This window comes from Streptomyces sp. NPDC000983, assembly GCF_040299205.1.
GTDB lineage: Bacteria > Actinomycetota > Actinomycetes > Streptomycetales > Streptomycetaceae > Streptomyces.
Window position 1 is genome coordinate 1 of record NZ_JBEPBM010000066.1, and the last position, 22,842, is coordinate 22,842.

Annotated in this window: 28 protein-coding genes and 1 pseudogene; 9 read left to right on the top strand and 20 right to left on the bottom strand. The window is 72.0% G+C overall.

Annotated elements, in window-relative coordinates; all coding sequences use genetic code 11:
• Window positions 1-154: 154 nt before the first annotated feature.
• From ABT296_RS36255 to ABT296_RS36270, 4 genes are all read right to left on the bottom strand, one after another.
• Window positions 155-439, bottom strand: coding sequence for a hypothetical protein (locus ABT296_RS36255; RefSeq protein WP_351934018.1), 285 nt, complete (start codon window positions 437-439; stop codon window positions 155-157).
• On the bottom strand, window positions 436-1,734 hold the full coding sequence (locus ABT296_RS36260) for a cytochrome P450 (protein WP_351934020.1): 1,299 nt from the start codon (window positions 1,732-1,734) through the stop codon (window positions 436-438). Before ABT296_RS36260 ends, ABT296_RS36255 begins: the two co-directional genes overlap by 4 nt.
• A gap of 61 nt (window positions 1,735-1,795) precedes the next feature.
• Window positions 1,796-2,011 carry a DUF6479 family protein gene (locus tag ABT296_RS36265; RefSeq protein ID WP_351934022.1) on the bottom strand — a complete coding sequence of 72 codons (216 nt, stop codon included), beginning with the start codon at window positions 2,009-2,011 and terminating at the stop codon, window positions 1,796-1,798.
• 126 nt (window positions 2,012-2,137) lie between these two features.
• Window positions 2,138-2,485 (bottom strand): PRC-barrel domain-containing protein, encoded by a 348-nt coding sequence (locus ABT296_RS36270; protein WP_351934023.1) that lies wholly within the window; start codon window positions 2,483-2,485, stop codon window positions 2,138-2,140.
• A 221-nt stretch (window positions 2,486-2,706) separates the two neighbouring features.
• Between ABT296_RS36270 and ABT296_RS36275 the strand changes: the two genes are divergently transcribed.
• The 3 genes from ABT296_RS36275 to ABT296_RS36285 all read left to right on the top strand — a co-directional run bounded on the left by ABT296_RS36275 (window position 2,707) and on the right by ABT296_RS36285 (window position 4,834).
• Window positions 2,707-3,249 carry a type 1 glutamine amidotransferase domain-containing protein gene (locus ABT296_RS36275; protein ID WP_351934025.1) on the top strand — a complete coding sequence of 181 codons (543 nt, stop codon included), beginning with the start codon at window positions 2,707-2,709 and terminating at the stop codon, window positions 3,247-3,249.
• Between the two features lie 84 nt (window positions 3,250-3,333).
• Complete coding sequence (locus ABT296_RS36280) at window positions 3,334-4,365, top strand: NAD-dependent epimerase/dehydratase family protein (protein ID WP_351934027.1); 1,032 nt, start codon at window positions 3,334-3,336, stop codon at window positions 4,363-4,365.
• A 142-nt stretch (window positions 4,366-4,507) separates the two neighbouring features.
• Window positions 4,508-4,834: a plasmid stabilization protein gene (locus ABT296_RS36285; RefSeq protein WP_351934029.1), complete on the top strand. Its 327-nt coding sequence runs from the start codon at window positions 4,508-4,510 to the stop codon at window positions 4,832-4,834.
• A 53-nt stretch (window positions 4,835-4,887) separates the two neighbouring features.
• On the opposite strand, the pseudogene ABT296_RS36290 reads toward ABT296_RS36285, so the two are convergent.
• Window positions 4,888-6,388 (bottom strand): annotated as a pseudogene (locus ABT296_RS36290) (aminotransferase class I/II-fold pyridoxal phosphate-dependent enzyme).
• 320 nt (window positions 6,389-6,708) lie between these two features.
• Here ABT296_RS36290 and ABT296_RS36295 point away from each other — a divergent pair.
• The 3 genes from ABT296_RS36295 to ABT296_RS36305 are packed head-to-tail and all read left to right on the top strand — an operon-like array spanning window position 6,709 to window position 8,610.
• Window positions 6,709-7,395: a HemK2/MTQ2 family protein methyltransferase gene (locus tag ABT296_RS36295; RefSeq protein WP_351934031.1), complete on the top strand. Its 687-nt coding sequence runs from the start codon at window positions 6,709-6,711 to the stop codon at window positions 7,393-7,395.
• The gene (locus ABT296_RS36300; protein ID WP_351934033.1) at window positions 7,379-7,612 is read left to right on the top strand and encodes a CDGSH iron-sulfur domain-containing protein; all 234 of its coding nucleotides are present in this window, start codon (window positions 7,379-7,381) and stop codon (window positions 7,610-7,612) included. The genes ABT296_RS36295 and ABT296_RS36300 overlap by 17 nt, the downstream gene beginning before the upstream one ends.
• Window positions 7,609-8,610, top strand: a complete 1,002-nt coding sequence (locus ABT296_RS36305; protein WP_351934035.1) for an iron-containing redox enzyme family protein — start codon at window positions 7,609-7,611, stop codon at window positions 8,608-8,610. The genes ABT296_RS36300 and ABT296_RS36305 overlap by 4 nt, the downstream gene beginning before the upstream one ends.
• Here the strand turns inward: ABT296_RS36305 and ABT296_RS36310 are convergent, their stop codons facing one another.
• From ABT296_RS36310 to ABT296_RS36320, 3 genes are all read right to left on the bottom strand, one after another.
• A complete protein-coding gene (locus ABT296_RS36310) occupies window positions 8,611-8,967 on the bottom strand; it encodes an ANTAR domain-containing protein (RefSeq protein ID WP_351934037.1) in 357 nt (118 codons plus the stop codon). It lies immediately after the preceding gene.
• A gap of 81 nt (window positions 8,968-9,048) precedes the next feature.
• Entirely contained in the window at window positions 9,049-10,209 is a 1,161-nt protein-coding gene (locus ABT296_RS36315; RefSeq protein ID WP_351934039.1) for a PP2C family protein-serine/threonine phosphatase, read from the bottom strand.
• 169 nt (window positions 10,210-10,378) lie between these two features.
• Entirely contained in the window at window positions 10,379-11,563 is a 1,185-nt protein-coding gene (locus ABT296_RS36320; protein WP_351934041.1) for a zinc-dependent alcohol dehydrogenase, read from the bottom strand.
• Between the two features lie 295 nt (window positions 11,564-11,858).
• Here ABT296_RS36320 and ABT296_RS36325 point away from each other — a divergent pair, with 295 nt between their 5' ends.
• The 3 genes from ABT296_RS36325 to ABT296_RS36335 are packed head-to-tail and all read left to right on the top strand — an operon-like array spanning window position 11,859 to window position 13,500.
• A complete protein-coding gene (locus tag ABT296_RS36325) occupies window positions 11,859-12,503 on the top strand; it encodes a nucleotidyltransferase family protein (RefSeq protein WP_351934043.1) in 645 nt (214 codons plus the stop codon).
• Complete coding sequence (locus tag ABT296_RS36330) at window positions 12,500-12,742, top strand: hypothetical protein (protein ID WP_351934045.1); 243 nt, start codon at window positions 12,500-12,502, stop codon at window positions 12,740-12,742. Before ABT296_RS36325 ends, ABT296_RS36330 begins: the two co-directional genes overlap by 4 nt.
• Window positions 12,739-13,500 (top strand): metallophosphoesterase family protein, encoded by a 762-nt coding sequence (locus tag ABT296_RS36335; protein WP_351934047.1) that lies wholly within the window; start codon window positions 12,739-12,741, stop codon window positions 13,498-13,500. The genes ABT296_RS36330 and ABT296_RS36335 overlap by 4 nt, the downstream gene beginning before the upstream one ends.
• 136 nt (window positions 13,501-13,636) lie before the next feature.
• Here ABT296_RS36335 and ABT296_RS36340 read toward each other — a convergent pair whose 3' ends face one another.
• From ABT296_RS36340 to ABT296_RS36395, 12 genes are all read right to left on the bottom strand, one after another.
• Window positions 13,637-13,813 (bottom strand): hypothetical protein, encoded by a 177-nt coding sequence (locus ABT296_RS36340; protein ID WP_351934067.1) that lies wholly within the window; start codon window positions 13,811-13,813, stop codon window positions 13,637-13,639.
• Between the two features lie 136 nt (window positions 13,814-13,949).
• The gene (locus ABT296_RS36345) at window positions 13,950-14,417 is read right to left on the bottom strand and encodes an MSMEG_6728 family protein (RefSeq protein ID WP_351934049.1); all 468 of its coding nucleotides are present in this window, start codon (window positions 14,415-14,417) and stop codon (window positions 13,950-13,952) included.
• Between the two features lie 10 nt (window positions 14,418-14,427).
• Complete coding sequence (locus ABT296_RS36350; RefSeq protein ID WP_351934051.1) at window positions 14,428-14,655, bottom strand: hypervirulence associated TUDOR domain-containing protein; 228 nt, start codon at window positions 14,653-14,655, stop codon at window positions 14,428-14,430.
• A complete protein-coding gene (locus ABT296_RS36355) occupies window positions 14,648-15,157 on the bottom strand; it encodes a hypothetical protein (RefSeq protein WP_351934052.1) in 510 nt (169 codons plus the stop codon). The genes ABT296_RS36350 and ABT296_RS36355 overlap by 8 nt, the downstream gene beginning before the upstream one ends.
• A gap of 43 nt (window positions 15,158-15,200) precedes the next feature.
• Window positions 15,201-16,820 (bottom strand): phytoene desaturase family protein, encoded by a 1,620-nt coding sequence (locus ABT296_RS36360; protein WP_351934054.1) that lies wholly within the window; start codon window positions 16,818-16,820, stop codon window positions 15,201-15,203.
• Complete coding sequence (locus ABT296_RS36365) at window positions 16,813-17,304, bottom strand: SRPBCC family protein (RefSeq protein WP_351934056.1); 492 nt, start codon at window positions 17,302-17,304, stop codon at window positions 16,813-16,815. The genes ABT296_RS36360 and ABT296_RS36365 overlap by 8 nt, the downstream gene beginning before the upstream one ends.
• A 109-nt stretch (window positions 17,305-17,413) precedes the next feature.
• On the bottom strand, window positions 17,414-17,647 hold the full coding sequence (locus tag ABT296_RS36370; protein WP_351934058.1) for a DUF5133 domain-containing protein: 234 nt from the start codon (window positions 17,645-17,647) through the stop codon (window positions 17,414-17,416).
• A 134-nt stretch (window positions 17,648-17,781) separates the two neighbouring features.
• Window positions 17,782-19,572 (bottom strand): thiamine pyrophosphate-requiring protein, encoded by a 1,791-nt coding sequence (locus tag ABT296_RS36375; protein WP_351934060.1) that lies wholly within the window; start codon window positions 19,570-19,572, stop codon window positions 17,782-17,784.
• A 135-nt stretch (window positions 19,573-19,707) separates the two neighbouring features.
• Window positions 19,708-20,292, bottom strand: coding sequence for a cysteine hydrolase family protein (locus ABT296_RS36380; RefSeq protein WP_351934062.1), 585 nt, complete (start codon window positions 20,290-20,292; stop codon window positions 19,708-19,710).
• A 23-nt stretch (window positions 20,293-20,315) separates the two neighbouring features.
• Window positions 20,316-21,272: an LLM class F420-dependent oxidoreductase gene (locus tag ABT296_RS36385; RefSeq protein WP_351934064.1), complete on the bottom strand. Its 957-nt coding sequence runs from the start codon at window positions 21,270-21,272 to the stop codon at window positions 20,316-20,318.
• 110 nt (window positions 21,273-21,382) lie between these two features.
• Entirely contained in the window at window positions 21,383-21,895 is a 513-nt protein-coding gene (locus ABT296_RS36390) for a hypothetical protein (RefSeq protein ID WP_351934065.1), read from the bottom strand.
• A 202-nt stretch (window positions 21,896-22,097) separates the two neighbouring features.
• Window positions 22,098-22,658 carry a hemerythrin domain-containing protein gene (locus ABT296_RS36395; protein ID WP_351934066.1) on the bottom strand — a complete coding sequence of 187 codons (561 nt, stop codon included), beginning with the start codon at window positions 22,656-22,658 and terminating at the stop codon, window positions 22,098-22,100.
• Between the last annotated feature and the right edge of the window lie 184 nt (window positions 22,659-22,842).

Genomic DNA, 22,842 nt, shown 5'->3' on the forward strand with positions numbered 1-22,842 from the left:
GCGATCTGATGCGGTACCTGGCGTTCATCGCGGACCGCGGGGTGGCCGGGGGGGGCGGGCGCGGAGCGGTGTGAGTGCTGACGCGCTGTCTGGGGGGGTGCGCCGCGCCCCACCCCCCATGGGTCTCTCCGCCCGCGGCCGGCACGGGCTCGCGTCAGTCGGTGGGCTCGTCCGGCTCGGGGTCCTCTTGGTTCTGCCGCGGGTCGGCGCCGCGTCCGTCCTGCCGCGGGTCGGCGCCGCGTCCGTTGCGCGGGCCTGAGCCGGCCTCGTCCGTCTGCGGCACCGGCCCGGCCTCCTTGGCGCGGTCCACGGTCAGGGGAAGCGCGAGCGGATCGTCGCTCGGGTCCGCGGTGGCCAGCTGGTCCTGACGGTCCCGCGGGAGCGGCTTGTCGGTGTCCGCGCCGGTGTACCGCTGGTCGTGCTCGTCTCGCCTGGTCATCCTCGGGCCGCCTTTCCTGTCGAGTGGCGCGCGGGGTCGATGTCCGCCATGACGTAGCCGCTGCGGGGCCGGGTGGGTACGCGGTGGAGCGGGATGGACAGGTCCTGGTCGGGGACCGAGTGGGGCAGCCGCGCGAGCCTGGGTGTGAGGGCCGCCAGGAGGGCGACGGTGATGTCCTCACCGGGGCAGCGGTGTCCGGTCGCCGGGTCGCCGCCGCCCTGCGGGATCATCGCGTCCGGCGCGGTCCGTGCGGCCGGCCCGGTGAAGCGGGCGGGGTCGAAGAGGTAGGGATCGGCCCAGAGCGCCGGGTCGTGGTTGTGGCCGTACAGATCGAAGAGGACCAAAGTGCCCTCGGGGACGGGGACCTCGTCCCAGTGGGTGTCGGTGGCCGCGAGTCCGGCGGTGAAGGGGGCGAAGGGGTAGAAGCGGCGTACCTCCTGGGCGAAGGCCGTTGAGTACGCCTCCTCCTCGGCCAGGGGGCCACGGTGGTGGGGCCAGCGGTGCAGGGCGTGTGCGGCGAAGGTGACGAACCAGGTGACGGCGACCGTGGGGCGTATGACGTTCAGCAGTTCCACGGCCGCGGTGCGGGTGTCCAACTGCTCGCCGTCGGCATCGCGATGGGCCGCGACGGCCTGGAGGACGGTGGCCTGGCCGGAGGGAACGCCCGCGGTGCGGATCTCCTCGATCAGGGGGGCGAGGCGCTCCTCCTGGCGCCTGCGGGCCTTGAGGGCGCGCAGGTGGCGAGGGCCGACGGCGGCGAAGCCGTCCACCATGGCCACCAGGTCGCGGGCGGTGTCCGCTTCCTCGTGATCGGCCAGTGGGATGCCGCCCCAGTCGTGGACGGCCCGGGTCAGGACGCGGGCTGCCTCGTCGAAGAGGACGGCGCGTTCCTGCCCTGCCCACCGGCTCTCGGCCCGGTCCCAGGCGCCCTGGGCGCGCTCGGTGAGGTCCTTGATCCGTTCCGGGTCCTTGAGCAGTGCCAGGAAGAGGGCCTTGCGTTCCCGGTGAGCACCGCCGTCGAGGGTGTGCACGGCGCCCCGGCCGAACAGGGTGTCCAGTACGGGGCCGGGGAGTGCTCCCTCGCGGCGGACGTTGTGTTCGTCGTAGAAGAAGGGCACCGCTCGCGGTCCGTGCAGGGCCACGGCGCGTCGTCCCAGGACCCGTACGGGGACGGCCTCGGCCTCTCCCGCACGCCGCCGCAGATCGGGGAGCCATCCGTAGCCCTTCACCAGGAGGGCCACGGTGGAGTCCACGAGGGGAGCGTGTGCGGGTGGGGTGTGCGCTGTACTCGTCATGGGCCCTCGGGTTCCACATCCCCGGGATCCCACACGCGTCGTCGCGACACCCCCGGACGGGTTACCGCGCGCCGCCCCGGCCGCCGCCCGTGCTCCGGTCACGGGGTCGGCGGGGCTGTTCCTCGGGCCGGGGCGGCGGCGGCCGGCGACGGCGCTTGCGGATCCCCAGCTGCACCATGCCTATCAGCAGCGCGACGAGGACGATCCCGATCAGCAGCGGGATCACGCCGGTCACACCGCTCGCGGCCGTCATGAGGGACATCTCGGATGTGGTCATGGCCCGCGAGTACCCGGATGCCGCGTCCCTATCACCGAGGCGGCGCCAGGGCGGGGCCCGACGGCGAGCGATACGCACGAACGGGCCCCCGCGAGAAGCGCGGGGGCCCGAGGACAGGCGTCACCTTCACACGTGCTGCGGCCAGTAGTGCGTGGAGACCTGCTCGCGGTAGTCCTGGCTGTCGTAGTGGCTCTCGCGGTGGAACTCCGGCGCTTCCTTGACCTGTTCCTTGGTGAGGCTGAGGTAGACCTTCTCTTCCTCGATGTCGATCTGGGTGACGGCACGGGCCGGGATGAGGACCTCCTTGCCGAAGATCCACGGGCCGGTGTCGACCACAAGACAGGCGGCACCCACCTCACTGTTGTGCTTGTCGACCTTGCCGATGTCTCCACCCACGGCCTCGACCTTGAACCCGGTCAGATCGGCGCCGCCGTATCCGGCGGAGGGCTGGTAGTCCCAGGAGTTCTCACGCATGGCACGCATTCCTTTCTCACGGGGTTTTGGTGACGACTCCACAGGGCGCTCGGCCCGCGCGTGCCGTCACTCCAGCGACTCCCCCTCTCCCACCGATCTACGCATCCCGTCTCGGCCAGAGGCTCCCGCCGCGCACGATCCGCGACGGCCGGCTCCCGGAGTCGAACCGGGCCACACGGGTACCCGAGGGCTCCGGAAGCACCCGAGAGGAGTGGACGCACATGAAGATCGCCCTTCTGGTCGCCCCCGAGGGCGTGGAGCAGGTGGAGCTGACCGACCCGTGGAAGGCCGTCCAGGCCGCGGGGGACGTTCCGTCGCTGGTCTCCACCGAACAAGGAAGCGTCCAGGCGTTCCATCACCTGGACCGAGCGGACACGTTCCCGGTCGACGCCGTGGCGGGCGAGACGGACGTGGCGGAGTACGGGGCGCTGATCCTGCCCGGCGGGGTCGCCAACCCGGACGCCCTGCGGATGGACGAGCGGGCCGTAGCGTTCGTACGGTCGTTCTTCGACGCGGGCAAGCCGGTCGCCGCGATCTGTCACGCGCCGTGGACGCTGATCGAGGCGGACGTCCTTCAGGGGCGGACGCTGACGTCCTGGCCCAGCCTGCGCACCGACATCCGCAACGCGGGCGGCACCTGGGTCGACGAGCCCGTGCACATCTGCCGCGCCGGCCGGAGTGTCCTGATCACCAGCCGTAAGCCGGACGACCTCGGCGACTTCACCACCGCCTTCACCAAGGAGTTCGCCATGGCGGCGATCTGACACCGCTCGCCCTGCTTCTCGTTCGCGGTCCGCGCGCACGAGTGAGCCCGATACCCGCCGCGTCACGGAGAGGAGTTGCCGGTGATGAACGGCCAGGAGAGCGGCCCGAGGATCGTGGTGACCGGTGCGACCGGGAACGTGGGCAGCAGTGTGGTACGGCTGCTGAACGAGGACCCGGGCGCCGGGCAGGTGGAAGGCTGGGCCCGCCGCGCACCCGAGCGGTCGGACACCGGCACGGTGTGGCGGCAGGTGGACCTGAGCATCGAGCGCGACGACCTCGCGGCTCTCCTCGCGGGCGTCGACGTCGTCGTGCATCTGGCCTGGCGGTTCCATCCCGCCCGGGATCCGGCGGTCACCTGGCGGAGCAACGTCCTCGGCAGTGCGCGGCTCTTCGAGGCCGTCGCGGAGGCCGGGGTGCCCTCGCTGGTGTACGCCTCCTCGGTGGGCGCCTACTCGCCGGGGCCGAAGGACCGGGAGGTCGACGAGTCCTGGCCGACGCACGGCTGGCCGGCGGCGTCGTACACGCGGGAGAAGGCGTATCTGGAACGCGTCCTGGACGCTTTCGAACAGCGCCATCCGCAGGTCCGCGTGGTGCGGATGCGCCCGGGGTTCTGCTTCAAGAGGGAGTCGGCGAGCGAGCAGCGCCGTATCTTCGCGGGGCGCCTTCTCCCGGGGAATCTGGTCCGCCCGGACCTGCTACCGGTGGTCCCGGATCTGCCGGGGCTGCGTGTGCAGGCACTCCACACCGACGACGCCGCCGATGCGTACCGGCTGGCAGCCCTGGGCGAGGCGCGGGGCCCGTTCAACGTCGCCGCCGATCCGCCCATCGACGCCGGTGTGCTCGCCGAGCTGTTCGACGCCCGCCCGGTGCCGGTTCCGGCTTCCGTGGCCCGGGCGGGCCTGGCAGCGGCCTGGGCCGCCCGCCTGGTACCGGCGCCGCCTCAACTCCTCGACGCCGTACTGCGGCTGCCGCTGATGGACACCACCCGCGCCCGCACCGAGCTGGCCTGGACGCCTCGGCACACCGCGACCGGCGCCCTGCGAGAACTCCTCGACGGCATGCGGGCCGGCGCCGGCGCCGCGACCCGCCCCCTCGCCGGACGCGTCGCCGGATGACCGTCCGCAACGCACGCACGGCCGGCCGGAGCGCAGCCGTATCCGCCTACGGCTCACCCGGTTGCGCCCGCTGCACGCCACCCGCTCCATGAGACCGGGACACCCCGAACATCGCGTCACCTCCACAGAAGGGAAGTCACTCATGCCTCGCGGATCCAGCCCCAAGCGGGAACGCCAGTACGAACACATCAAGGACTCCGCCGAAGAGCGCGGCGAGTCCACGAAGCGGGCCAAGGAGATCGCCGCCCGTACGGTCAACAAGGAACGGGCCCGCTCGGGTGAGTCGGAGACGGCGAGCCGTACCTCCCTCAAGGACCCCAAGTCGGCCTCGCAGCGCGGCGGTGAGCGTTCCCACAGCGGCGCGCAGGGGCCCACCAGGGACCAGCTCTACGAGGAGGCGAAGAAGAAGAACGTCCACGGCCGCTCCAACATGACCAAGCAGCAGCTCAAGAACGCCCTCGGCCGCTGAGCCGACCGCTCGGCGCAGGGCCACGCCCCGGGTCAGCGCAGGTCACGACCCGCTCAGCGCAGGGCCACGACCCGGACCGTCTCCAGGTCCGGGTCGGCTGCGTCGGGGGCCAGCATCCCGGCCGCGACGCCTGTGTGCAGGTACTCCAGCACCGGCCTGTTGAGGCGTTCACCCGGCAGAGCCGCGGGGATGCCGGGCGGGTAGGGAGTGAGCATCTCGGCGGCGACACGGCCCGCCGCCCGGTCCCAGGGCATGTCCTCGACGGGGCCGAAAATAGGCGTCGCGGGGCAACATCACCTGCTCCAGGCGCAGTTCACCCGGGTCCGGAACACCCACCACCGGACCCGGCCCGAACTGCCCGGCGTGGGCGGCGAGATCGGCCAGGGCGCCGACCAGCGCGTCGACGGTGGCGCGGCTGTCCGCATGGGTGAGCTGCGCGGCGACGCGCCGGTGGTCCGCGATGTGCACGTTGGCCTGGTGCCGTTCGCGCAGCCAGTCGGCCGCCCGGTAGCCGGTGATGCCCAGGCGGGTGAGGTCGACGGTGATCTGCAGCGGGTCCATGTCCACCGCCAGACCCGGACCGCAGAAGTCCGCCCGGCTCTCCACGCGCAGTCCGGTGATCCGGTCGATGCGCTCACGGGTGTGCGCGACGAGTTCGAGGGTGCGGTCGTACAACTCCGCCCCGTGCTCCACCATCTGGCGGCGCCAGCCGTCCAGGGCGGCGTACAGGAGCACCGAGGGGCTGGTGGTGCCAAGGAGGTCCTCACGGCTCTTGAGGACCCGTGGGTCGATCCGGTCGTGCTGGAGATGGAACACGGACCCTGTTCCAGGCTTGCGCCCATCTTGTGGACGGAGGTGACGCAGATGTCGGCGCCGGCGTCCATGGCCCAGGTGGGCAGGTCGTCGTGGAAGGGCAGGTGGGCTCCCCACGCCTCGTCGACGATCAGCGGCACGTCGGCCTCGTGGCAGACGGCCGCGATCCGCGCAAGATCAGCGCAGGTGCCGTACGGAGTGGGCGTCGTGACCAGGACACCGCGCGTCGGGAGTGCGCTCCAGCGCGGCGGCGACAGCTTGTGGGCCGGGCGGGTGCGCGAGATGGCGTTCCGGGTCCCAGTTCGGGTCGACCCACACCGGCTCGATGCCCGCCAGCACCAGGCCGGCGACGACCGACTTGTGCGCGTCCCGGCCCACGACCAGTCGCTCGTGCGGGCCGGCGACCGCGAGCATCGCCGACTTCACCGACAGGGAGCTGCCGGCGGTGGCGAAGAAGGTGTGCTGGGCTCCGACGGCGTCCGCCATCAACTCCTCGGCCCGCTCCAGCACTCGGTGACCGCCGGTTCGGTCGTCCAGCCCGGAGAACGCCAGCACGTCGGAGGCGAACACGGCCTCGCCCAGGGCATCCCGCACCCGCGGATCAGCACCCCGGCCCTGTTTGTGACCCGGTGGGGTGAACGGGAGCTGCCCCGAGGCGTGAAACGCGGCCAGTGCTTCCAACACCGGTGCCTGCGAGTGGTCGACGCCCGTACCCGTCCCTCTTCCGTCGTCCGGGGCCACCGGACGGACTGCCCGGAGAGCCGATCTCCCTGTACCGCCCACGGCACGCGTCGGAGCGGACCCGTGGGCGTCGCTCGATCCGGCCCCCGAGTACCCGCCGGAACCTCGGTCAAGCCGCGCGGAGCCCCCGAGACGGCCACACCGAGCGGCAGCGCGGACCCGGGGCGGCCCCGCGGCGCGCAAGACCTGCAACAGGAGTCCCCCCTCACACCCCAGAACCATCCGTACGTGTGGACGAAGAGAGAGACGGGCACCCGGGGAACCCCACGGGCAGCCCCCGGCTCCCCCGGGCCCGCGCCCGAGAGGAAGGACCCCACACCGTGACCGTTCCCACCGCACTCGCGGTACCGCTCGCCGTGCCGGTACTGACCTGGCCGGGTGTCTACGCCCCCCAGGACGACACCCGGCTCCTGGCCGCGGCCCTGGACCGGGAGGACATTCCTCCTGACGCCACGGCGCTGGACCTGTGCACCGGCAGCGGAGCCCTCGCACTCGCGGTCGCCCGTCGCGCGGCGTCGGTGACCGCCGTCGACATCTCCCGCAGAGCGGTGTGGAACGCGCGCCTCAACGCCCTGCTCGCCCGGCGCCGCGTCAAGGTGCGCCGAGGCGACCTGACCCGGGCGCTGCCTCCGGACGGACGCTTCGACCTCGTCGTCAGCAACCCGCCCTACGTCCCGGCACCGGCCGGCACTGTCGCCGAGGGCGCGGCCCGGGCCTGGGACGCCGGAGCGGACGGCCGGGAACTGCTCGACCGGATCTGCGACGGCGTACCCCACGTACTGAAGCCAGGTGGACTGATGCTGATGGTGCACTCCGCTCTGTGCGGTGTGCAGCAGACCCTCCACCAGCTCACCACCGCCGGACTGCGGGCCGAGGTCAGCGACCGCGCCCGCGTCCCCTTCGGCCCCGTTCTGCGCCACCGGCGTAACTGGCTGTGCTCGCGGGGTCTGCTGGCTCCGTGGGACGAGAGCGAGGAACTGGTGATCATCCGTGCCCGACGCTCCTGAACCCGAGCCCCGCCGCGTCCGCAGCGAGCGCGGCGGCCCCGTGCTGGTCGACGGCCCCGTGGAGGTCGTGCTGGACGACGGCACCGCCGTCGTCTCGCACCGCCCGGTGGTCGCCGTGTGCAGCTGCCGCCGGAGCCGTATCTATCCCTGGTGCGACACCAGCCACCGCCGTAAGCCCCGCCGCCGCACCGCCGACCGCTCCCAGGAGGCACCGTGACCGCTCCGCCCCTCTGCGCCGCTCCCCCGCTGCCGAAGGCCCGCGGCGAGGTCTCGGCCGCCGTCCTCGACCGCCTGACCGCACACCCCCGCACGCGGACCGGCCCGATGACCGTCCCCGTCCCGGAGGACCCGTACGGGGACGACCTCCAGCTCTCGCTGTACCTGCTGTACGAGCTGCACTACCGGGGGTTCGAGGGCGTCGACGACCGGCTCGAATGGGATCCCGATCTGCTGCGCCTGCGAGCCGCGCTGGAGGAACGCTTCCTGGCCGCCCTGCGCGACGGGGTCCCCCGGGGCGGCGGAGCCGAGGAGGAACTGGCCGCGCTGATGGACGCGCCTCCCGACGGCAAGGGAAGCGTCAGCCATCACCTGCTGCGCCAGGGGGAGCTGTGGCAGCTCCGGGAGTACGCCGCCCTGCGCTCCCTGTACCACCTGAAGGAGGCGGACCCCCATCTGTGGGTGGTGCCCCGGCTGCGGGGACGCGCGAAGGCCGGCATGGTCTCGGTCGAGTACGACGAGTTCGGCGCCGGCCGGGCCGAGGAGATCCACGCCCGGCTCTACGCCGATCTCCTGGACGACCTTCGGCTGACCAGCGCGTACGGCGCCTATCTGGACGCGGCGCCGGCCGAGATGCTGGCGATCGTGACCATGATGTCCCTCTTCGGTCTGCACCGCTCCCGGCGCGGGGCCCTGGTCGGTCACTTCGCCGCGGTCGAGGTCACCTCCTCCCCCGCCTCGGCCCGCATGGCCGACGCCCTGCGCCGGTGCGGAGCGGGTGAGGCCGCCCAGCGCTTCTACGACGAACACGTCGAGGCGGACGCCGTCCACGAGCAGCTCGTACGCCATGAGGTCGTCGCTGGGCTGTTGGCGGACGAGCCTCAGCTGGAGGGCGACGTGGTTTTCGGAATCCGGGCCACCGGCCTGCTGGAGGGGCGCCTGGCCGATCTGCTCCTCGCCTCGTGGCAGGCAGGACACGGTGTCCTGCGTACCTCGTGATCAGGCACCAGGTGCTCGGTCCGGGGGCGCTTCCGGGATCTGAGTGGGGCCGTGCCGGTCGAGAGCGGACTCCAGTTCGGTTCCGATGTCCGGTGGGATCTCCCCGGTGCGGCCCCAGACCAGGATCATCTCGGCCACGTTCCGGAGCTTGATGTTGGTGTGCTGGGAGATCTCCTTGAGCACCTCCCAGCCCTGGTCGGGGGAGACCCTGCCGAGGGCGACCATCATGCCGATGGCCTGGTCGACCACCGCGTGGGAGGCGACAGCCTCCTTCAGCTGGTCGACCTGCTCCTCCAGCTCGAAAATGCGGCGGCTGTCGCCGTCCGGCTCCTCGGACTTGCCCGGTCCCGATGTCACGGGACCATCCTCCCCAATGAGCGCGCCCGGCACCACCGAAGATCACGCCACACCCGCGGGAGGGTGCGCGGACCTCTCGGGTCAGGCGTCGGGGTGCCATTCGGCCATCAGGATGGTCGCGTCGTCGACGAGTTTGTGTTCCTGGTGGCGCATGAGCTGTTGCAGGAGGCGGCGCAGCGCCTCCGGTGCGGGTTCACCGGCGGCCACCGCGCGGATGACGGTGTCGGCCAGCCGCTGTTCACCGAAGAGGTCGCCCTGGGGCGAGCGGGCCTCGGTGACGCCGTCGCTGTACAGCAGGAGGCGGTCGCCGGGTTCGAGGCGCGCGCGGTGGATCGTGGGCGGGGTGTGGCTGTGGAAGTTCCAGCCCAGAGGGAGGTCGGCCTCGCGTTCGAGGATGTTCAGGATCTGCCCGCCGCGGACGAGCAGGGGCGGGGGATGCGCGCAGTTGACCCAGGTCAGGGTGCCGTCGCGGACGTCCAGCTCGGCGATGATCGCGGTCATGAGCCGGTCGGAGAACCATGTGTCGAGGATCTGGTCGATCTCGATGACGATATCGGTGAGCCGCCCGCCGGAGCGGCGGGTGGCCCGGCAGGCAGCGAGCCCGGCCGCGCTGGCTCCGCCGGAGGCGAGGTCGTGGCCCATGGCGTCCAGGAGCGTCAGATGCAGGCCGCTGTCGGTGAAGCAGTGGTCGAAGGCGTCGCCGCCGGCGTTGTAGGCCGGCTCCAGGACCGCGGTCGAGGTGGCCTCGGCGGTGCCGATGGTGCGTGGCGGGAGGAACGCCCACAGCAGCTCGGCCTGGACGGTCATGGGCTGGCGGCGTTCGGCCACGACGAGCAGCTCGCTGTGGGACGACTTCGACACGAGCAGCAGCGCGGTCACTCCCGCCAGGGTCTCGCAGTCGGCGACCGGCAGGGCCGATCCCTCGGCCCGGAGCACGCCCAGCCGCTCCACGCCGTCGACCAGGGGAATCCAGGCGGTGGTGCCGTCCTGCGTCAGATGGGTGCGCTCCATGCGGTAGGCCAGCCCGGCCGACGAGGAGTCCACGTCCAGTTCGGGCTCCGCGGACGGGACGGGCTGCGGAAGGGCGAGAAGCCGCGTCTGCTGCACGTCCGCGACGTACACGCCGGTGGCCGTCAGACCCATCGTCCGGCCGACCTCGAAGACCAGACCCGCCAGGTCCCGTCCCGAGATCAGCTGCGAGCGTGCCACAAGGTCCGCCACAAAGCCGCAGCTCGACTCCATGGGACGACCCTCCCTTCGCAGTGGGGCGGAGATTCCGGCCCGCGCGCGGCGCACACGGCCCGGGTCCCCACCCGAGTGCCCACAATCGCGCGCGGCCGAGCGAGGGCCGAGGGCACGGCCTTCTCCTGTCGGCCACCGGCCGCGCGTCGGCCTGGCCGGGACGGCGCCGTCAGGGGCGCAGCAGAGTCTTGATCATGCCGTCCTGCTTGTTCTGGAAGGTCGCGTAGGCCTGCGGTGCCTCCTCCAGCGGCAGGTGATGGGTGGCGAACTTGTCCACACCGAGCACGTCGTCGTCGGTCAGCAGCGGCATGATCTCGGGGACCCAGTTCAGCACGTTCGCCTGCCCCATACGGAACTGCAGCTGCTTGTCGAACATGCGCAGCAGCGGCAGCGGATCGACGGCCCCTCCGTAGACACCGGAGACCGAGACGGTGCCGCCGCGCCGTACGAGGTCGATCGCCCCGTACACGGCGCCGAGCCGGTCCACACCGGCCTTCTCCATCAAGGGCTGCGCCAGGGTGTCCGGGAGCAGTCCGGTCGCCCACTGGGCGGCCTTGGCCACCGGGTTGCCGTGCGCTTCCATGCCCACCGCGTCGATCACCGCGTCCGTGCCGCGACCGTCGGTCAGCTCCCGTACGGCCTCCCCCAGGTCCTTCTCGTGGCGGCGCAGGTCCAGACAGGTCACCCCGTGCGCGGAGGCGCGGTCGAGGCGCTCGTCCACGAGGTCGACGCCGATGACCAGCTCCGCTCCCCGGTGCTGGGCGATACGCGTGGCCATGTCACCGATCGGACCGAGGCCGAGCACGGTCAGCGATCCGCCGGCCGGGACCGCCGCGTACTCGACCGCCTGCCACGCGGTCGGCAGGACGTCGGAGAGGTAGACGAAACGGTCGTCGGGCGGGCCGTCGGGCACCTTGACCGGCATGGTGTTGCCGAACGGCACCCGCAGATACTCGGCCTGCCCGCCGGGCACCTGCCCGTAGAGCTTGGTGTAGCCGAAGAGGGCCGCGCCGGAGCCGTACTCGCGCACCTGCGTCGTCTCGCACTGGGACTGAAGCCCCTGTGCGCACATGAAGCAGGTGCCGCAGCAGATGTTGAACGGGATGACCACCCGGTCCCCGCTCGCGAGTTCCCGCACCTCGGGGCCGGTCTCCTCGACGACGCCCATGGGCTCGTGGCCCAGGATGTCGCCCGGAGTCAGGAACGGTCCCAGGGTCTCGTACAGGTGCAGGTCCGAACCGCAGATGCCGGTGGAGGTGATCCGCACGATCACGTCGTCCGGCTTCTCGATCACGGGGTCCGGGACCGTCTCCACCTCCACCTTTCGCCGCCCCTGCCAGGTCAGAGCGCGCATACCGCCCGCCTCCTCGGTAGTTCATGGGCCTTCGGAACTCACCGGGTATCCGCGACGGGCGCCACCGAACCGTGGCCGGCTCCCCCCGTCGGTGCGGGCGCCGCGAACGCTCCGTCCGCGCGTGTCGTCCATGCGAGGAGGGGTACCGGGAGAGGACATTTCGACGGACTCACGCCACGGAGGACTCCATGGCACTGCGCGTGCTGCCCCCTCAGACCCTGCGGCGCTCCCCCGGCCGGCCCGTTCCGCCGCGCACGACCGAGGCGGCGGGCGCGAACCGCGACGGGAGCGGACGATGAGCCACGGGCGGAGCGCGGCACGCACTCCCGGACTCCATGTGGCGGCGGAGCCGCCGGCGGGCGAACGGCAGCCGGTCGACCGCAGCCAGGCGATCCTCGAGGCCACCAAGCAGGTGGCCGCCATCCTCAAGCGGGACAACCATCTGTTCGCCCTGGCCGGCAGCGTCGCGGTCTACGCCCACGGCGGCAGCGGCGAACTCCGTCACGACGTCGACTTCTGCGTGCTGCCCGAGGACACGGAGGCCGTGACCGAGTCACTGCGCGCGGCCGGGCTCACGGTGCGGGTGCCCCCGGAGGACTGGCTGCTCAAGACCGTCTGCCTCGATCAGGACGTCGACGTCATCTTCGCCCTCGGCGGGAACCCGGTCACGGCGGAGCTGCTGGAGCGGGCCGAGCAACTCCCGGTGGATTCCGTGCACATGCCGGTCATGCGGGCGACCGACCTGGTGGTGAGTCTGTGCGGTGCGTTCTCCGAGCACCACTGCGACTTCGGGGCGGCGCTGACGGTGGCCCGGGCCCTGCGCGAGAAGGTGGACTGGTCGGAGGTACGCCGACGCTGCGGCGACGAGCCGATGCCGGGAGCCTTTCTCCACCTCCTGGAACGGCTGGAGGTCATCGAAGCGGAAGGGGAACGGCCGTGAACCTCGAATACCGGGTGGCCCATGTGGCCGAGCACCTGGCCCAGGGGCCGTGCGGCGAACTCGGAGTACGGGCCGAGATCCGCGGCGACGCCGTACTGTTGACCGGCGTCGTCCCCTCCCCCGAATGCTGCGAGAACATCCGCGAAGTCGCCACGGAGGAGCTGTCCGGTGTGACGGTGCGCTTCGACCTCGTCGTCGCGGAGTGCGATCCGCCCGGCCGTTCGGAGGCACTGCCGTGACCCGGGTGGCGGCCGTCGGCGACATCCACATGGGGCCCGACAGCCAGGGCACCCTGCGCCCGGCCTTCGAAACGCTGCCCGACCGCGCCGACGTGCTGCTGCTGGCGGGCGACCTCACCCGGCACGGCACACCCGAGGAGGCGAGGGTCGTCGCCCGTGAGATCAAGGACCTGGGGGTCCCGGTCGTCGCCGTCCTCGGCAACCACGACCACCAGGGCGACCGCCCCGACGAGGTCACGGCCGTCCTGCGGGAGGGCGGAGCGCATGTGCTGGAGGGCGAGGCGGTCGTCGTGTCGGCCTCGGGTTCGCGGATCGGAGTGGCCGGGACCAAGGGCTTCGGCGGCGGCTTCGTGGGCCGGTGCGCCGGTGAGTTCGGCGAACCCGTCATGAAGGAGTTCGTGCGCTACTCGCGCCACCTGGCGGACGGACTGCGTACGGCGCTCGAAGAACTGCGCGAGCAGGAGTGCGACGTACGGATCGCCCTGACCCACTTCGCGCCCGTGCCGGACACCCTCGCCGGTGAACACCCGGAGATCTTCCCCTTCCTCGGCAGCTATCTGCTCGCCGAGGCTATCGACACGGCGGGCGCGGACCTCGCCGTCCACGGACACGCCCATGCGGGCACCGAACACGGCATGACGGCAGGGGGAGTTCGGGTGCGCAACGTCGCCCAGCCTGTCATCTCGGCGGCGTTCCACATCTACGACCTCGGCCCGGAGGGGACGGGCCGCGGCGGGGCGAACGGCCGCCCCCAATAGGCGTGTTCAGCACACTGACACGCGGACCGCCGCGCTCATGACCGGGCGCTTCGCACCGCACGCACGAAGGGGCCAGGACGCCCGCCTGCGCCCTGGCCCGTGGCCTCGACCCCGTCGTCCTCCGGTCCTCGCCCCGTCAGTCCTCGCCCCGTACGACGTTCCAGTCGGCGTCCTGCCTCAACTGCCCGGCGTCGCCGTCGAGCCTGGCGCGCACACAGGTACGGACAGGCTCGCCGCGCAGTCGGCGGGCCCTGGCCCATCCGGTCTCCGGGCTGCGGCGGTCAACGCGCATCGTGGTGATCTCGGCGGTCACAACAGCTCAACTTCCTTCTCAATCCGGCCTGTTCGAGGCCCGGTTCGTCTTCTGAAACCTTGGCTATGGGATGTCTCTGTGTGTGCTCCCACCGAGTCTCCGTGAGCGGCGATGTGAAACATCGGGGACGCCCGGATCAGTTCTCCCGGTCCGACGCGGGCCATACGTAGGGCAGGTCGTCGGGCACGCCCGGAAACAGCTCGCCGTAATGCTCCGCGTCCTTGCGGAGCAGTGCCGAACGATGGCTCTCGTGGAACGCCTCGTCGCCCAGCCAGGGCGGCAGTTCCCCGGCGACGGCCAGGTCCTCCTGGTCGCGGACCGGCATGCCGGGGCGGTGCGTGGCAAGGCCGGAGACCAGCGAGGCGGCGCAGCCGTCCTGGTGGCCCTGCTCGCGCCAGACACGGCACACCTCCAGTCCGTACCGCACGAGCGCCTCCTCGTACCCCGCCCACATCCGTACGGTCGGGTGTCGGCGCCATCCGTAGCCGGGGACGGTCAGACCGCGCAGGACCTGCAGTGCCTCCACCCGCTGTTTGCCCAGTCGTCGCCGGTCCAGGAGCAGGGCCGCCCGGCGGAAGTCGGGGCTGGACAGGAAGGTCTGCATCGGCCGTCGCTCACTTCTTGCGCAGTGCGGACGCCTTGTGGACGGCGGTCCTGCCGCTGGTGGTACTGCGCACCTCGTACTGAGGGTCGTCGGGCGAGGCGTCCACGGTGCGGCCGGCCGCCTCGGTGCGCCGGGTGATCTTCCGTTCGACCGTGCCCTCCGCCCTGTGGCCGTGGCTGCTCCAGGTGACCTCGTCGCCCCGGGTGAAGTTCTTCTGCCCGGCCTTCTTCTCAGTCATCGCGGTTTCTTCGGTCGGTGGGCCGCTCGGAGGCGTCCCGGGGCTCGGGGGACGTCGGGCGCGCGGTGTGGTCGGGGTGGCCGTGCGTGCGCCGCCGTTCCTTCATCTCCGCCTCGTAGAGGTGGTCGCGGCCCTGGGCGAGTTCGTCCACCGCGCGCCGTTCGAGTGCGCGGAAGGGCCCGTAGTAGGTGGCGTCGTAGGCCTCGACGATCTGGAACGTCCAGTGGCCGGGGATGACATTGCGTCCGAGGATCTGGGAGCGGACCTCCTCGGCCCACTGCGGATGGCCGGCCTCTTGCAGCAGGCCCACCGCCCGGTCCAGTTGCAGGTCGGCGCTGCCGGTCAGCTGATGGAAGTCGTACAGCCGGCCTCTGGCGCGTTCGGTCGTCTCCAGGGCCTTGGACAGGGCGCCGAGGGCCTCGACGGTGGCGTCGTCGACGCCCGGCGGCCGCTGATGGTCGGGGCCGGGGCCGGTCTCCGGGTCGTCATGGTGTTCGTGCACGCTCGCTCCTTGCCCGACAGGGACCTCGGCGCCGTGGCCGGGGTCAGCTTCTGCTTCCGGTGCGGTCGCGGTGGGTCAGCAGCCGCTGGGCGCGGGTCAGTCCCGGCGGCCGGCCCCGGTGCAGGGCGGCCCGCGCGGCGTTTGCGCCGGGGGCGCCGTGGACTCCCCCGCCGGGATGTGCGCCGGCGGAGGCCAGGAAGAGTCCCGGTACGCAGGTCTCCGGACGGCCGGTACCCACGATGGGACGGAAGAACAACTGCTGGTGCAGGGCCGCCGTGCCGCCGTTGAGGGCACCGCCGTGCAGATTGGCGTCCAGGGCCTGCAAGGTGGGCGGCGCCAGCACGCGGCGGGCCCGGATCAGCGAGCGGAAGCCCGGCGCGAAGCGCTCCACCTGCTGTTCGACCCGGTCGGCCATGCGTTCCTGGTCCGCGGTGTCCCAGCGGCCGGTGATGCCCTCGTCCGCAGCGTCGCCGTCGATCTCCTGGGGGACGTGGGTGTACGCCCACGCCGATTCCGTCCCGGACGGGGAACGGGTGGGGTCGGCCGTGGTCATCTGCCCGAAGAGCAGGAACGGTCGGTCCGGGACCTGGCGTGTCGCGATCTGCGCGGCGAACCGGGTGAGTTCGTCGACGCCGTCGGCCAGGTGCACGGTTCCCGCCCGGGACGCCTGCTCGGCCGCCCAGGGCACCGGTCCGTCGAGGGCCCAGTCCACCTTGAAGGTGGCGAAGTCCCACTCGAACCTGCGCAGATCCGCCCGGAGCCGCGCGGGCAGGTGCTCGTCGTCCAGGAGGCGGTCGTAGAGGGCGGGCACCGACACGTCCGCCAGCACCGCCCGCCGTGCCGTGATCTCGTCGCCCGCCGCCGTGCGCACCGCGACCGCCCGGCCGCCGCGCACCAGGATGCGGTCGACGCGCCGCCCGCAGCGGATCCGGCCGCCCCGGGCCTCCAGGCGGCTGGTCAGGGCCGCGGTCAGGGCGCCCGAGCCGCCGACGGGGGCCGGGAATCCGTAGGTCTGCCCCAGCATGGCCATCAGCCATCCGAAGCCTCCGCTGCCCGCTGCCTCGGGGGCGAGGTCGGCGTGCAGGGCGTTCCCCGCGAGCAGCAGCCTGCCGCCCTCCCCGCGGAACTCCTCCCGCCCCATGCGCCGCACCGGCAGGATCATCGTGCGGGCCATCCGCAGCCCGCCCGCGGCACGCAGCCGCAGTGCCAGCCGCGCCGTCGCCCGCAGCGGCGGGAAGGGCGTGAACAGGGCGTGCACGAGGTCCGTACGCAGGAGCTCCCACACCTGGTGCAGCTGTCGCCAGGCGTCCCCGTCGCCCGGCGCGAAGGCGTCCAGGGACGCGGCGGTGGCGGCGATGTCGCGGTCCAGGACGGCGCAGCGGCCGTCGGTGAGGGGGTGGGCGAGCACCTCGGGCGCGTGGCTCCACCGCAGACCGTGTTCGTCCAGACGCAGTCCGGCCAGGACCGGGGACGCGGCGGCGAGCGGATAGAAGGAGCTGAAGAGGTCGCTGACGAACCCGGGATCGACGCCTTGATCGTGGCGCACCGCTCCACCGGGCTCCGCCTGTTCCTCCAGCACCTCCACGCTCCATCCGGCGTCGGCGAGGAGGTTGGCGGCCACCAGACCGTTGGGGCCCGCCCCTATCACCACACCGTCAGGCATGATCGGCCCCGCCGACCGTGGCCGACCGGTCCGGTCGCGGGCGCCCCTCGGGCCCCCCGTTCTCGCACAGCCGGGCCAGTCGGGCCAGCATGGTGCGGTGCCGGAGCTGGATCAGCGCCTCGAATCCGGTGTTGTGCAGGCGTCCGCCCGCACCCTGAAGGGGATGCTCGTCGAGGATCACCAGGCAGTGTTCGCCCCACGGCCGCAGTTCGATGGCGATGCGCGCCGTGCCCAGCGGGTCGGCGTAGGCCTCCAGCTCCAGCGCCGCGCCTTCCTCGCAGCGACGGACGACCGTGTTGTTCGCCCATCGCGCCGGGCCGAGCCTGACCTCGAAGCGGATCGCCGCGCCCAGGTCCGGCCATCGTCCGTGGACCGGCTCGGAGCGGGCGGTGCCCACGACCCACTGTGCGTAACGGTGACCGTCCGCGAGGACGGCCCAGACGGCACCCGGGCTTGCTTTGATCAGACGGTGGCGAACGGCCACGGCGGCCTCCAGGGGATGGTCCGATCCGGCCGGCAGCCCTGCCGACCGGATCACCCGAGTACCCCGCGGCACCCGCCTCAACAGGGACATCCGACCCGGCGTCCGGGGCTCAGGTGGAGGTGGGCACCACCGAGTCGTCCTCCGGGCGGGCGCCGGGCAGGTGGTAGCGCGCGGCGATCAGAGCGGAGTCGATGTCGCGGGTGCCGGTCACCACGCACAGCGAGTAGGCGACGTCGTCCATGCGCTGACGCACCTCGTCGCTGCCGTTCTCGCCGTGCAGGAGCCACAACGTCTCGTACTGCTCGATCAGGTTCGTCAGAACCGCCGGATGTGCCATGAGCATGGGAGCCTCCCTGTGGTCGCACCCCGCAGGGCGGCTGAGCTGTACGGCACCCGTGTACCTCGCGTCCCGTGCGTCATGCCCGCGAAACGCTTCGGACTCCAGCATCTCCCCACGGGGCCGCGCTGTCGCGTCGCTCAGTGGCGGCGGCCGGGCAGGAACTCCTGCAGTTTGGCCCTGAACCCCTGCCGGACCATGCCAGCCCGGTCGCTGTCGCCCTTGAGGACGGCCGAGGCCGCGGCCTCGATCTGGTCGAGGGTGGCGTGCGGCGGGATCGGCGGTACGGCGGGGTCCGTCACGAAGTCGAGCACGCAGGGCCGGTCCGCGGAGAGCGCGGCCTTCCAGGCACCCTCCACCGCGTCCGGGCGTTCGATGCGCATGCCGTCCAGTCCGAGCGTGCGGGCGAAGTCGGCGTACCCGACATCGGGCAGGGACTGGGACGGCAGGAACTGTGGGGCGCCCTGCATCGCGCGCATCTCCCAGGTCACCTGGTTGAGGTCCTGGTTGTTGAAGACGGCGACGATCAGCCGCGGGTCCTCCCACTCCCGCCAGTACTTGGCGACGGTGATCAGCTCGGCCATCCCGTTCATCTGCATCGCCCCGTCACCGACCAGGGCCAGGGCGGGCCGGTCCCCGTGCGCGAACTTGGCGCCGATGGCGTACGGCACACCTGGGCCCATGGTGGCCAGGGTGCCGGACAGCGAGCCCCGCATCGCCCCGCGCAGCTTCAGGTGCCGGGCGTACCAGTTGGCCGCCGAGCCGGAGTCGGCGGCCAGGATGACGTCGTCCGGGAGCAGCCCGTTCAGAGCGTGGGTGACGTACTCCGGATTGACCGGGTCGGCCTCGACATGGGCGCGCCGTTCCATCACCTGCCACCAGCGGGCGACGTTGGCCTCGATCTTCTGCCGCCAGGCGGGGTCCTCCATCTGTTCCAGCAGCGGCAGCAGGCGGCGCAGCGTCAGCGCGGCGTCTCCGACCAGGTTGACCTCGAACGGATAGCGCAGTCCGACCATGTGGGGGTCGATGTCGATCTGCACGGCCCGCGCCTTGCCGAACTCCGGCAGGAACTGGCTGTAGGGGAAGGAGGAGCCGATGACCAGCAGGGTGTCGCAGTCCCGCATCATCTCGTACGACGGCCGGGTGCCGAGCAGGCCGATCGCCCCGGTGACGTGCGGCAGGTCGTCGTCGAGGGCGTCCTTGCCCAGCAGGGCCTTGGCGATTCCGGCCCCGATCCGGTCGGCGACCTCCCGCACCTCCGCCCCGGCTCCGCGCGCGCCCTGGCCGATCAGGATCGCCGGCTGGCCGCCGGAGTTGAGCACGTCCGCGGCCCGCCGGAGGTCGTCGTCGTGGGGCACGGGTGCGTAGCGCGGCATGCCGAGGCTGGACGGCACCATCTTGAAGGCGTGCTCGGGCGGCGAGTAGTCCAGTTCCTGCACGTCGGCCGGAACGATCACGGCGGTCACCGTGCGGCGGGCCATGGCGGTGCGCAGCGCCCGGTCCAGGACGTTGGGGAGTTGCTCGGGCACGGTCACCATCTCGCAGAAGTCCGAGGCGACGTCCTTGTAGAGGGAGAGCAGATCGACTTCCTGCTGGTACGAGCCGCCCATGGCGCTGCGGTCGGTCTGGCCGACGATCGCCACCACCGGGACGTGGTCGAGTTTGGCGTCGTACAGGCCGTTCAGGAGGTGGATGGCGCCGGGCCCCGAGGTGGCGGCGCAGACGCCGACGCGGCCGGAGTACTTGGCGTAGCCGACGGCCTGGAAGGCGGACATCTCCTCGTGCCGGGACTGGATGAACCTGGGCCTGTCGTCGGCCCGCCCCCAGGCCGCGAGGAGTCCGTTGATCCCGTCTCCGGGGTAGGCGAAGACGTGCTCGACGTCCCATTCGCGCAGGCGTTGGAGAATGTGGTCGGCGACCTTCGTCGACATGGCGGACAACCTTCCTGAGTCGGTGGTGTGTCGTCGTGTGCGATGCGGCGGCCGGTGCCGCCGCGCCGGGAGTGCTCACCCCGGAGGCGGGAGTGAGGGGACCCGAGGCCGCCCGCTGGGCGCCGTGGGCCTGGGTCACTCCTCCGCCAGGGGCCACCGGGTACCCCGGAACTCCACTTCTCCCGCCAGAACGATCCGCGCGTCCATGTTGCGTTCCATCATTTCCAGGGCGGCGGACCCCAACTGGGCGTGGATGGAGGCGACCGCGTCTCTCGGCACGGTGACGTCGAGATGACGGATGTGGGCGTCCAGGGCGGAGTACAGGACGCACTGTTCGGTGACCTGGCCGGTCAGCACCACCGTGCCCACGCCCAGTTGCCACAGCAGGTACGACAGGGGCGTGTCGTGGAAGATCGAGTGCCGGGTCTTGACGACGAAGAGGGAGTCGTCGTCCGGCCGGAGCGGCTCGACGAGGTCGCCATGGGGGCGGGTGAGCGCGGCGTCGAGGAGTTCGCCGTGGTGGGAGCGCCACAACCCGAAGTTGTCGTTCACGTAGATCACGGGGGCGCCCGCGTCACGGGCCCGCCCGACCAGCTCGGCCAGCACCGGTACGACCTTCTCCGCCGCGGGGAGCAGGAGTTCGGCGTCGTCGTGATCGTAGGTGTTGATCATGTCGATCACGATGAGCGCGCTGCCCCCGGTCTCTTCGGGCCCGGACATGGCACACGTCCTCGCCGGCTCGGTCAGCCCCGCAACCGGGGCAGGACCTTGGCGCGGTAGAAGTCGAAGAAGCCCTGCTGGTCCTTGCCGATCTGGTTGACGTACACCGAGTCGAAGCCGGCCTCGACGAACGCCGACAGCGCCTTGACGTGGGCGTCGGGGTCGTCCCCGCACGGCACGGACTCGGCGACCTGATCCTCGGTGACCAACTGGGACGCCTGCTCGAAGTGGCGTGGTGTGGGCAGGATCTGCGGCAGTTCGCCGGGCAGTTGCTCATTGGCCCACAGCCGGTGCGCGGTACGCACGGCCGCCCGCTCGTCGGTGCCCCAGCACACCTTCAACCCGCCGTACACCGGGTCGGCTCCGCCGCCGCCCCGCCGGAACCGCTCGACCAGGGTCTCGTCCGGCATCATCGTGATCAGTCCGTCGCCGATGCGCGCGGCGACCTCGGCGGCCTGTGGCCCGAAGGCCGAGACGTCGATCGGCACGGGTTGGTCGGGCAGGGTGTACAGGCGGGCGTTCTCCACGGTGTAGTGCTTGCCGTGGTGGCTGACCTGCTCGCCGGTGAACAGCCGCCGGATGATCTGCAGGGCTTCCTCCAGCATCTCCAGGCGTACCGGCGCCTCGGGCCAGACGGTGCCGAGGATGTGCTCGTTGAGCGCCTCTCCGGTGCCGACGCCGAGCCGGAAGCGTCCGTTCAGCTGGACCGCGGCGGTGGCGGCGGCCTGTGCGATCACGGCGGGGTGGGTGCGCACCAGGGGGCAGGTGACGGCCGTCTCCACGGGAAGCGACACCGCCTGTGAGAGGGCGCCGATGACGGACCAGACGAACGGACTGTGCCCCTGGACGTCCTGCCAGGGGTGGTAGTGGTCGGATATCCACAGCGAGTCGAATCCGGCCTGTTCCGCCATCCTCGCCTGTTCGACGAGTTCGGCGGGGCTGTGCTCCTCGCAGGAGAGGAAGTATCCGAAGCCTGCCATGGCGTCTCCTGAACCGCGTGCGGTGACTGGAACCACTGCCGAGTACCCGAGGACCGCGGAGTCGTACCCGTCTTCACCGAACGGGTGCACGGCTTGGCGCCGGGCCGGGGTCAGGGCAGTTCGGCGTGGTCGGCGCCGAGGAGTTCCAGGAGCTGCGGCCGGTGCAGGGCGGCGACGCCTTCGAGGAGATCGGGGTGGCGCAGCAGCGACGCGGCGTCGGTGTCCTGGGCTCCGGGGGAGGTCAGGCGCCGCAGACCCGAGGCGGTCGGGTGTTCGCCGAGGGTGTGGGCCCGGTGGGCGGCTTCGGCCGCCAGGGCGGGGTCGGCGAGCAGGCAGGCGGCCCAGCTGACGACCGTCTCGTCGACCCAGCTCCGCCAGGCGACGTCGTCGGGGTGCGGCTCGCCCGCGGTGAGCGCGTCGAGGGACCGGGAGCCGCCGGGTGCGAGGAGGTGCAGAAGTTGCACGTCCAGGTCGGTGGGGTAGCGCAGGGCGGCGGCGAGGGCGACCGCCTGCCGGGCCTGGGCCTCGGCGAGCGCACGGCCGAGGGCGCCGCCGGAGGCGGGGTAGGCGGCCAGGAGCCAGCGGGTGGAGGCGGCTATGACAGGTGTCAGGTCGTCGGTCACGGCGGTCGGTCCCTCAGGAACGTGCTCGCCCGTGTCCGGCAGCCGGCCTCGCGAGCTGTGTCGCGGAGCCGCGCTGCCCCGCTCGTGACGGGTCAGCATAGGCGCCTGGTCGCGCACGGGAAATGAGCCCCGTCACAACGCCGGCGGCCCGGGTCACGCATCGCGACCCGGGCCGGCGCCATCGACCGGAACCGGTCCCGCGTCAGGACTTGCCGCGGCCGGTGATGAGGTCCCGGGCCCGGTCGACCAGGCCGGCGCCCGGGGCGAGGATCTTGTTCGCGGGCGGGGTGTCCGGGGCGGAGGGGTGCGGGCGCGTCGGCGCCGTCGACTTGGCCCGGCGGATCTTGTCCCCGAGGTCGTTCAGGGCCTCGGGAGAGCATTCCTGGCGCAGCCGGGGGAAGAGGTTGTCCTCCTCGTCGCGGACATGGGCGGAGACCTCCTCCATGAGCCGGTGCAGCAGAGGGCTCATGGCGAGGTCGTCGGTGTCGGTCTTCTCCAGGTCCTTCAGAAGCTCCTCGACCCGGCCGTGGTCCGCGATCTCCCGGTCGGCGATCCCGTCACCGCCCGGGACGTGCTTGCGCACCGCGGGGTACAGGTACTCCTCCTCGGCGATCGAGTGCCGTACCAGTTCGATCGTGACCTCGTCCACGACGTCACGCAGTGCCTGCCCGCCGCCCGGCATCGCCTTGATGCGGGCGAACATCTCCTCGACCTCCCGGTGGTCGGCCATCAGTTCCGCGATCGCGTCTCCGCCGTGCCCCATCGTCACTCTTCCTCTCGTCGTATCCCGTCGTGTCCGCGCCGGGAGCGCCCGGCCGGCCGACGGTCTCAAAGCCGTCCGCGGGCGCAGCGGCGCCCCGGGGGCCCCGGGCCGGGGTGTGGGGGGGGTGTCCCGGGGGCCGGCGCGCCCGGGGGGGAAAAAGTCGGTGGCGGGGGGGGGGGAGGAC

Excerpts from the sequence above, each read along its gene's own strand:
- ABT296_RS36255 (WP_351934018.1), bottom strand. The coding sequence starts at position 439 with ATGACCAGGCGAGACGAGCACGACCAGCGGTACACCGGCGCGGACACC.
- ABT296_RS36280 (WP_351934027.1), top strand. The coding sequence starts at position 3,334 with ATGAACGGCCAGGAGAGCGGCCCGAGGATCGTGGTGACCGGTGCGACC.
- ABT296_RS36320 (WP_351934041.1), bottom strand. The coding sequence starts at position 11,563 with ATGCGCGCTCTGACCTGGCAGGGGCGGCGAAAGGTGGAGGTGGAGACG.
- ABT296_RS36270 (WP_351934023.1), bottom strand. The coding sequence starts at position 2,485 with ATGCGTGAGAACTCCTGGGACTACCAGCCCTCCGCCGGATACGGCGGC.
- ABT296_RS36275 (WP_351934025.1), top strand. The coding sequence starts at position 2,707 with ATGAAGATCGCCCTTCTGGTCGCCCCCGAGGGCGTGGAGCAGGTGGAG.
- ABT296_RS36385 (WP_351934064.1), bottom strand. The coding sequence starts at position 21,272 with ATGGCAGGCTTCGGATACTTCCTCTCCTGCGAGGAGCACAGCCCCGCC.
- ABT296_RS36315 (WP_351934039.1), bottom strand. The coding sequence starts at position 10,209 with ATGGAGTCGAGCTGCGGCTTTGTGGCGGACCTTGTGGCACGCTCGCAG.
- ABT296_RS36375 (WP_351934060.1), bottom strand. The coding sequence starts at position 19,572 with ATGTCGACGAAGGTCGCCGACCACATTCTCCAACGCCTGCGCGAATGG.
- ABT296_RS36360 (WP_351934054.1), bottom strand. The coding sequence starts at position 16,820 with ATGCCTGACGGTGTGGTGATAGGGGCGGGCCCCAACGGTCTGGTGGCC.
- ABT296_RS36370 (WP_351934058.1), bottom strand. The coding sequence starts at position 17,647 with ATGCTCATGGCACATCCGGCGGTTCTGACGAACCTGATCGAGCAGTAC.
- ABT296_RS36345 (WP_351934049.1), bottom strand. The coding sequence starts at position 14,417 with ATGCAGACCTTCCTGTCCAGCCCCGACTTCCGCCGGGCGGCCCTGCTC.
- ABT296_RS36260 (WP_351934020.1), bottom strand. The coding sequence starts at position 1,734 with ATGACGAGTACAGCGCACACCCCACCCGCACACGCTCCCCTCGTGGAC.
- ABT296_RS36350 (WP_351934051.1), bottom strand. The coding sequence starts at position 14,655 with ATGACTGAGAAGAAGGCCGGGCAGAAGAACTTCACCCGGGGCGACGAG.
- ABT296_RS36265 (WP_351934022.1), bottom strand. The coding sequence starts at position 2,011 with ATGACCACATCCGAGATGTCCCTCATGACGGCCGCGAGCGGTGTGACC.
- ABT296_RS36395 (WP_351934066.1), bottom strand. The coding sequence starts at position 22,658 with ATGGGGCACGGCGGAGACGCGATCGCGGAACTGATGGCCGACCACCGG.
- ABT296_RS36285 (WP_351934029.1), top strand. The coding sequence starts at position 4,508 with ATGCCTCGCGGATCCAGCCCCAAGCGGGAACGCCAGTACGAACACATC.
- ABT296_RS36380 (WP_351934062.1), bottom strand. The coding sequence starts at position 20,292 with ATGTCCGGGCCCGAAGAGACCGGGGGCAGCGCGCTCATCGTGATCGAC.
- ABT296_RS36325 (WP_351934043.1), top strand. The coding sequence starts at position 11,859 with ATGAGCCACGGGCGGAGCGCGGCACGCACTCCCGGACTCCATGTGGCG.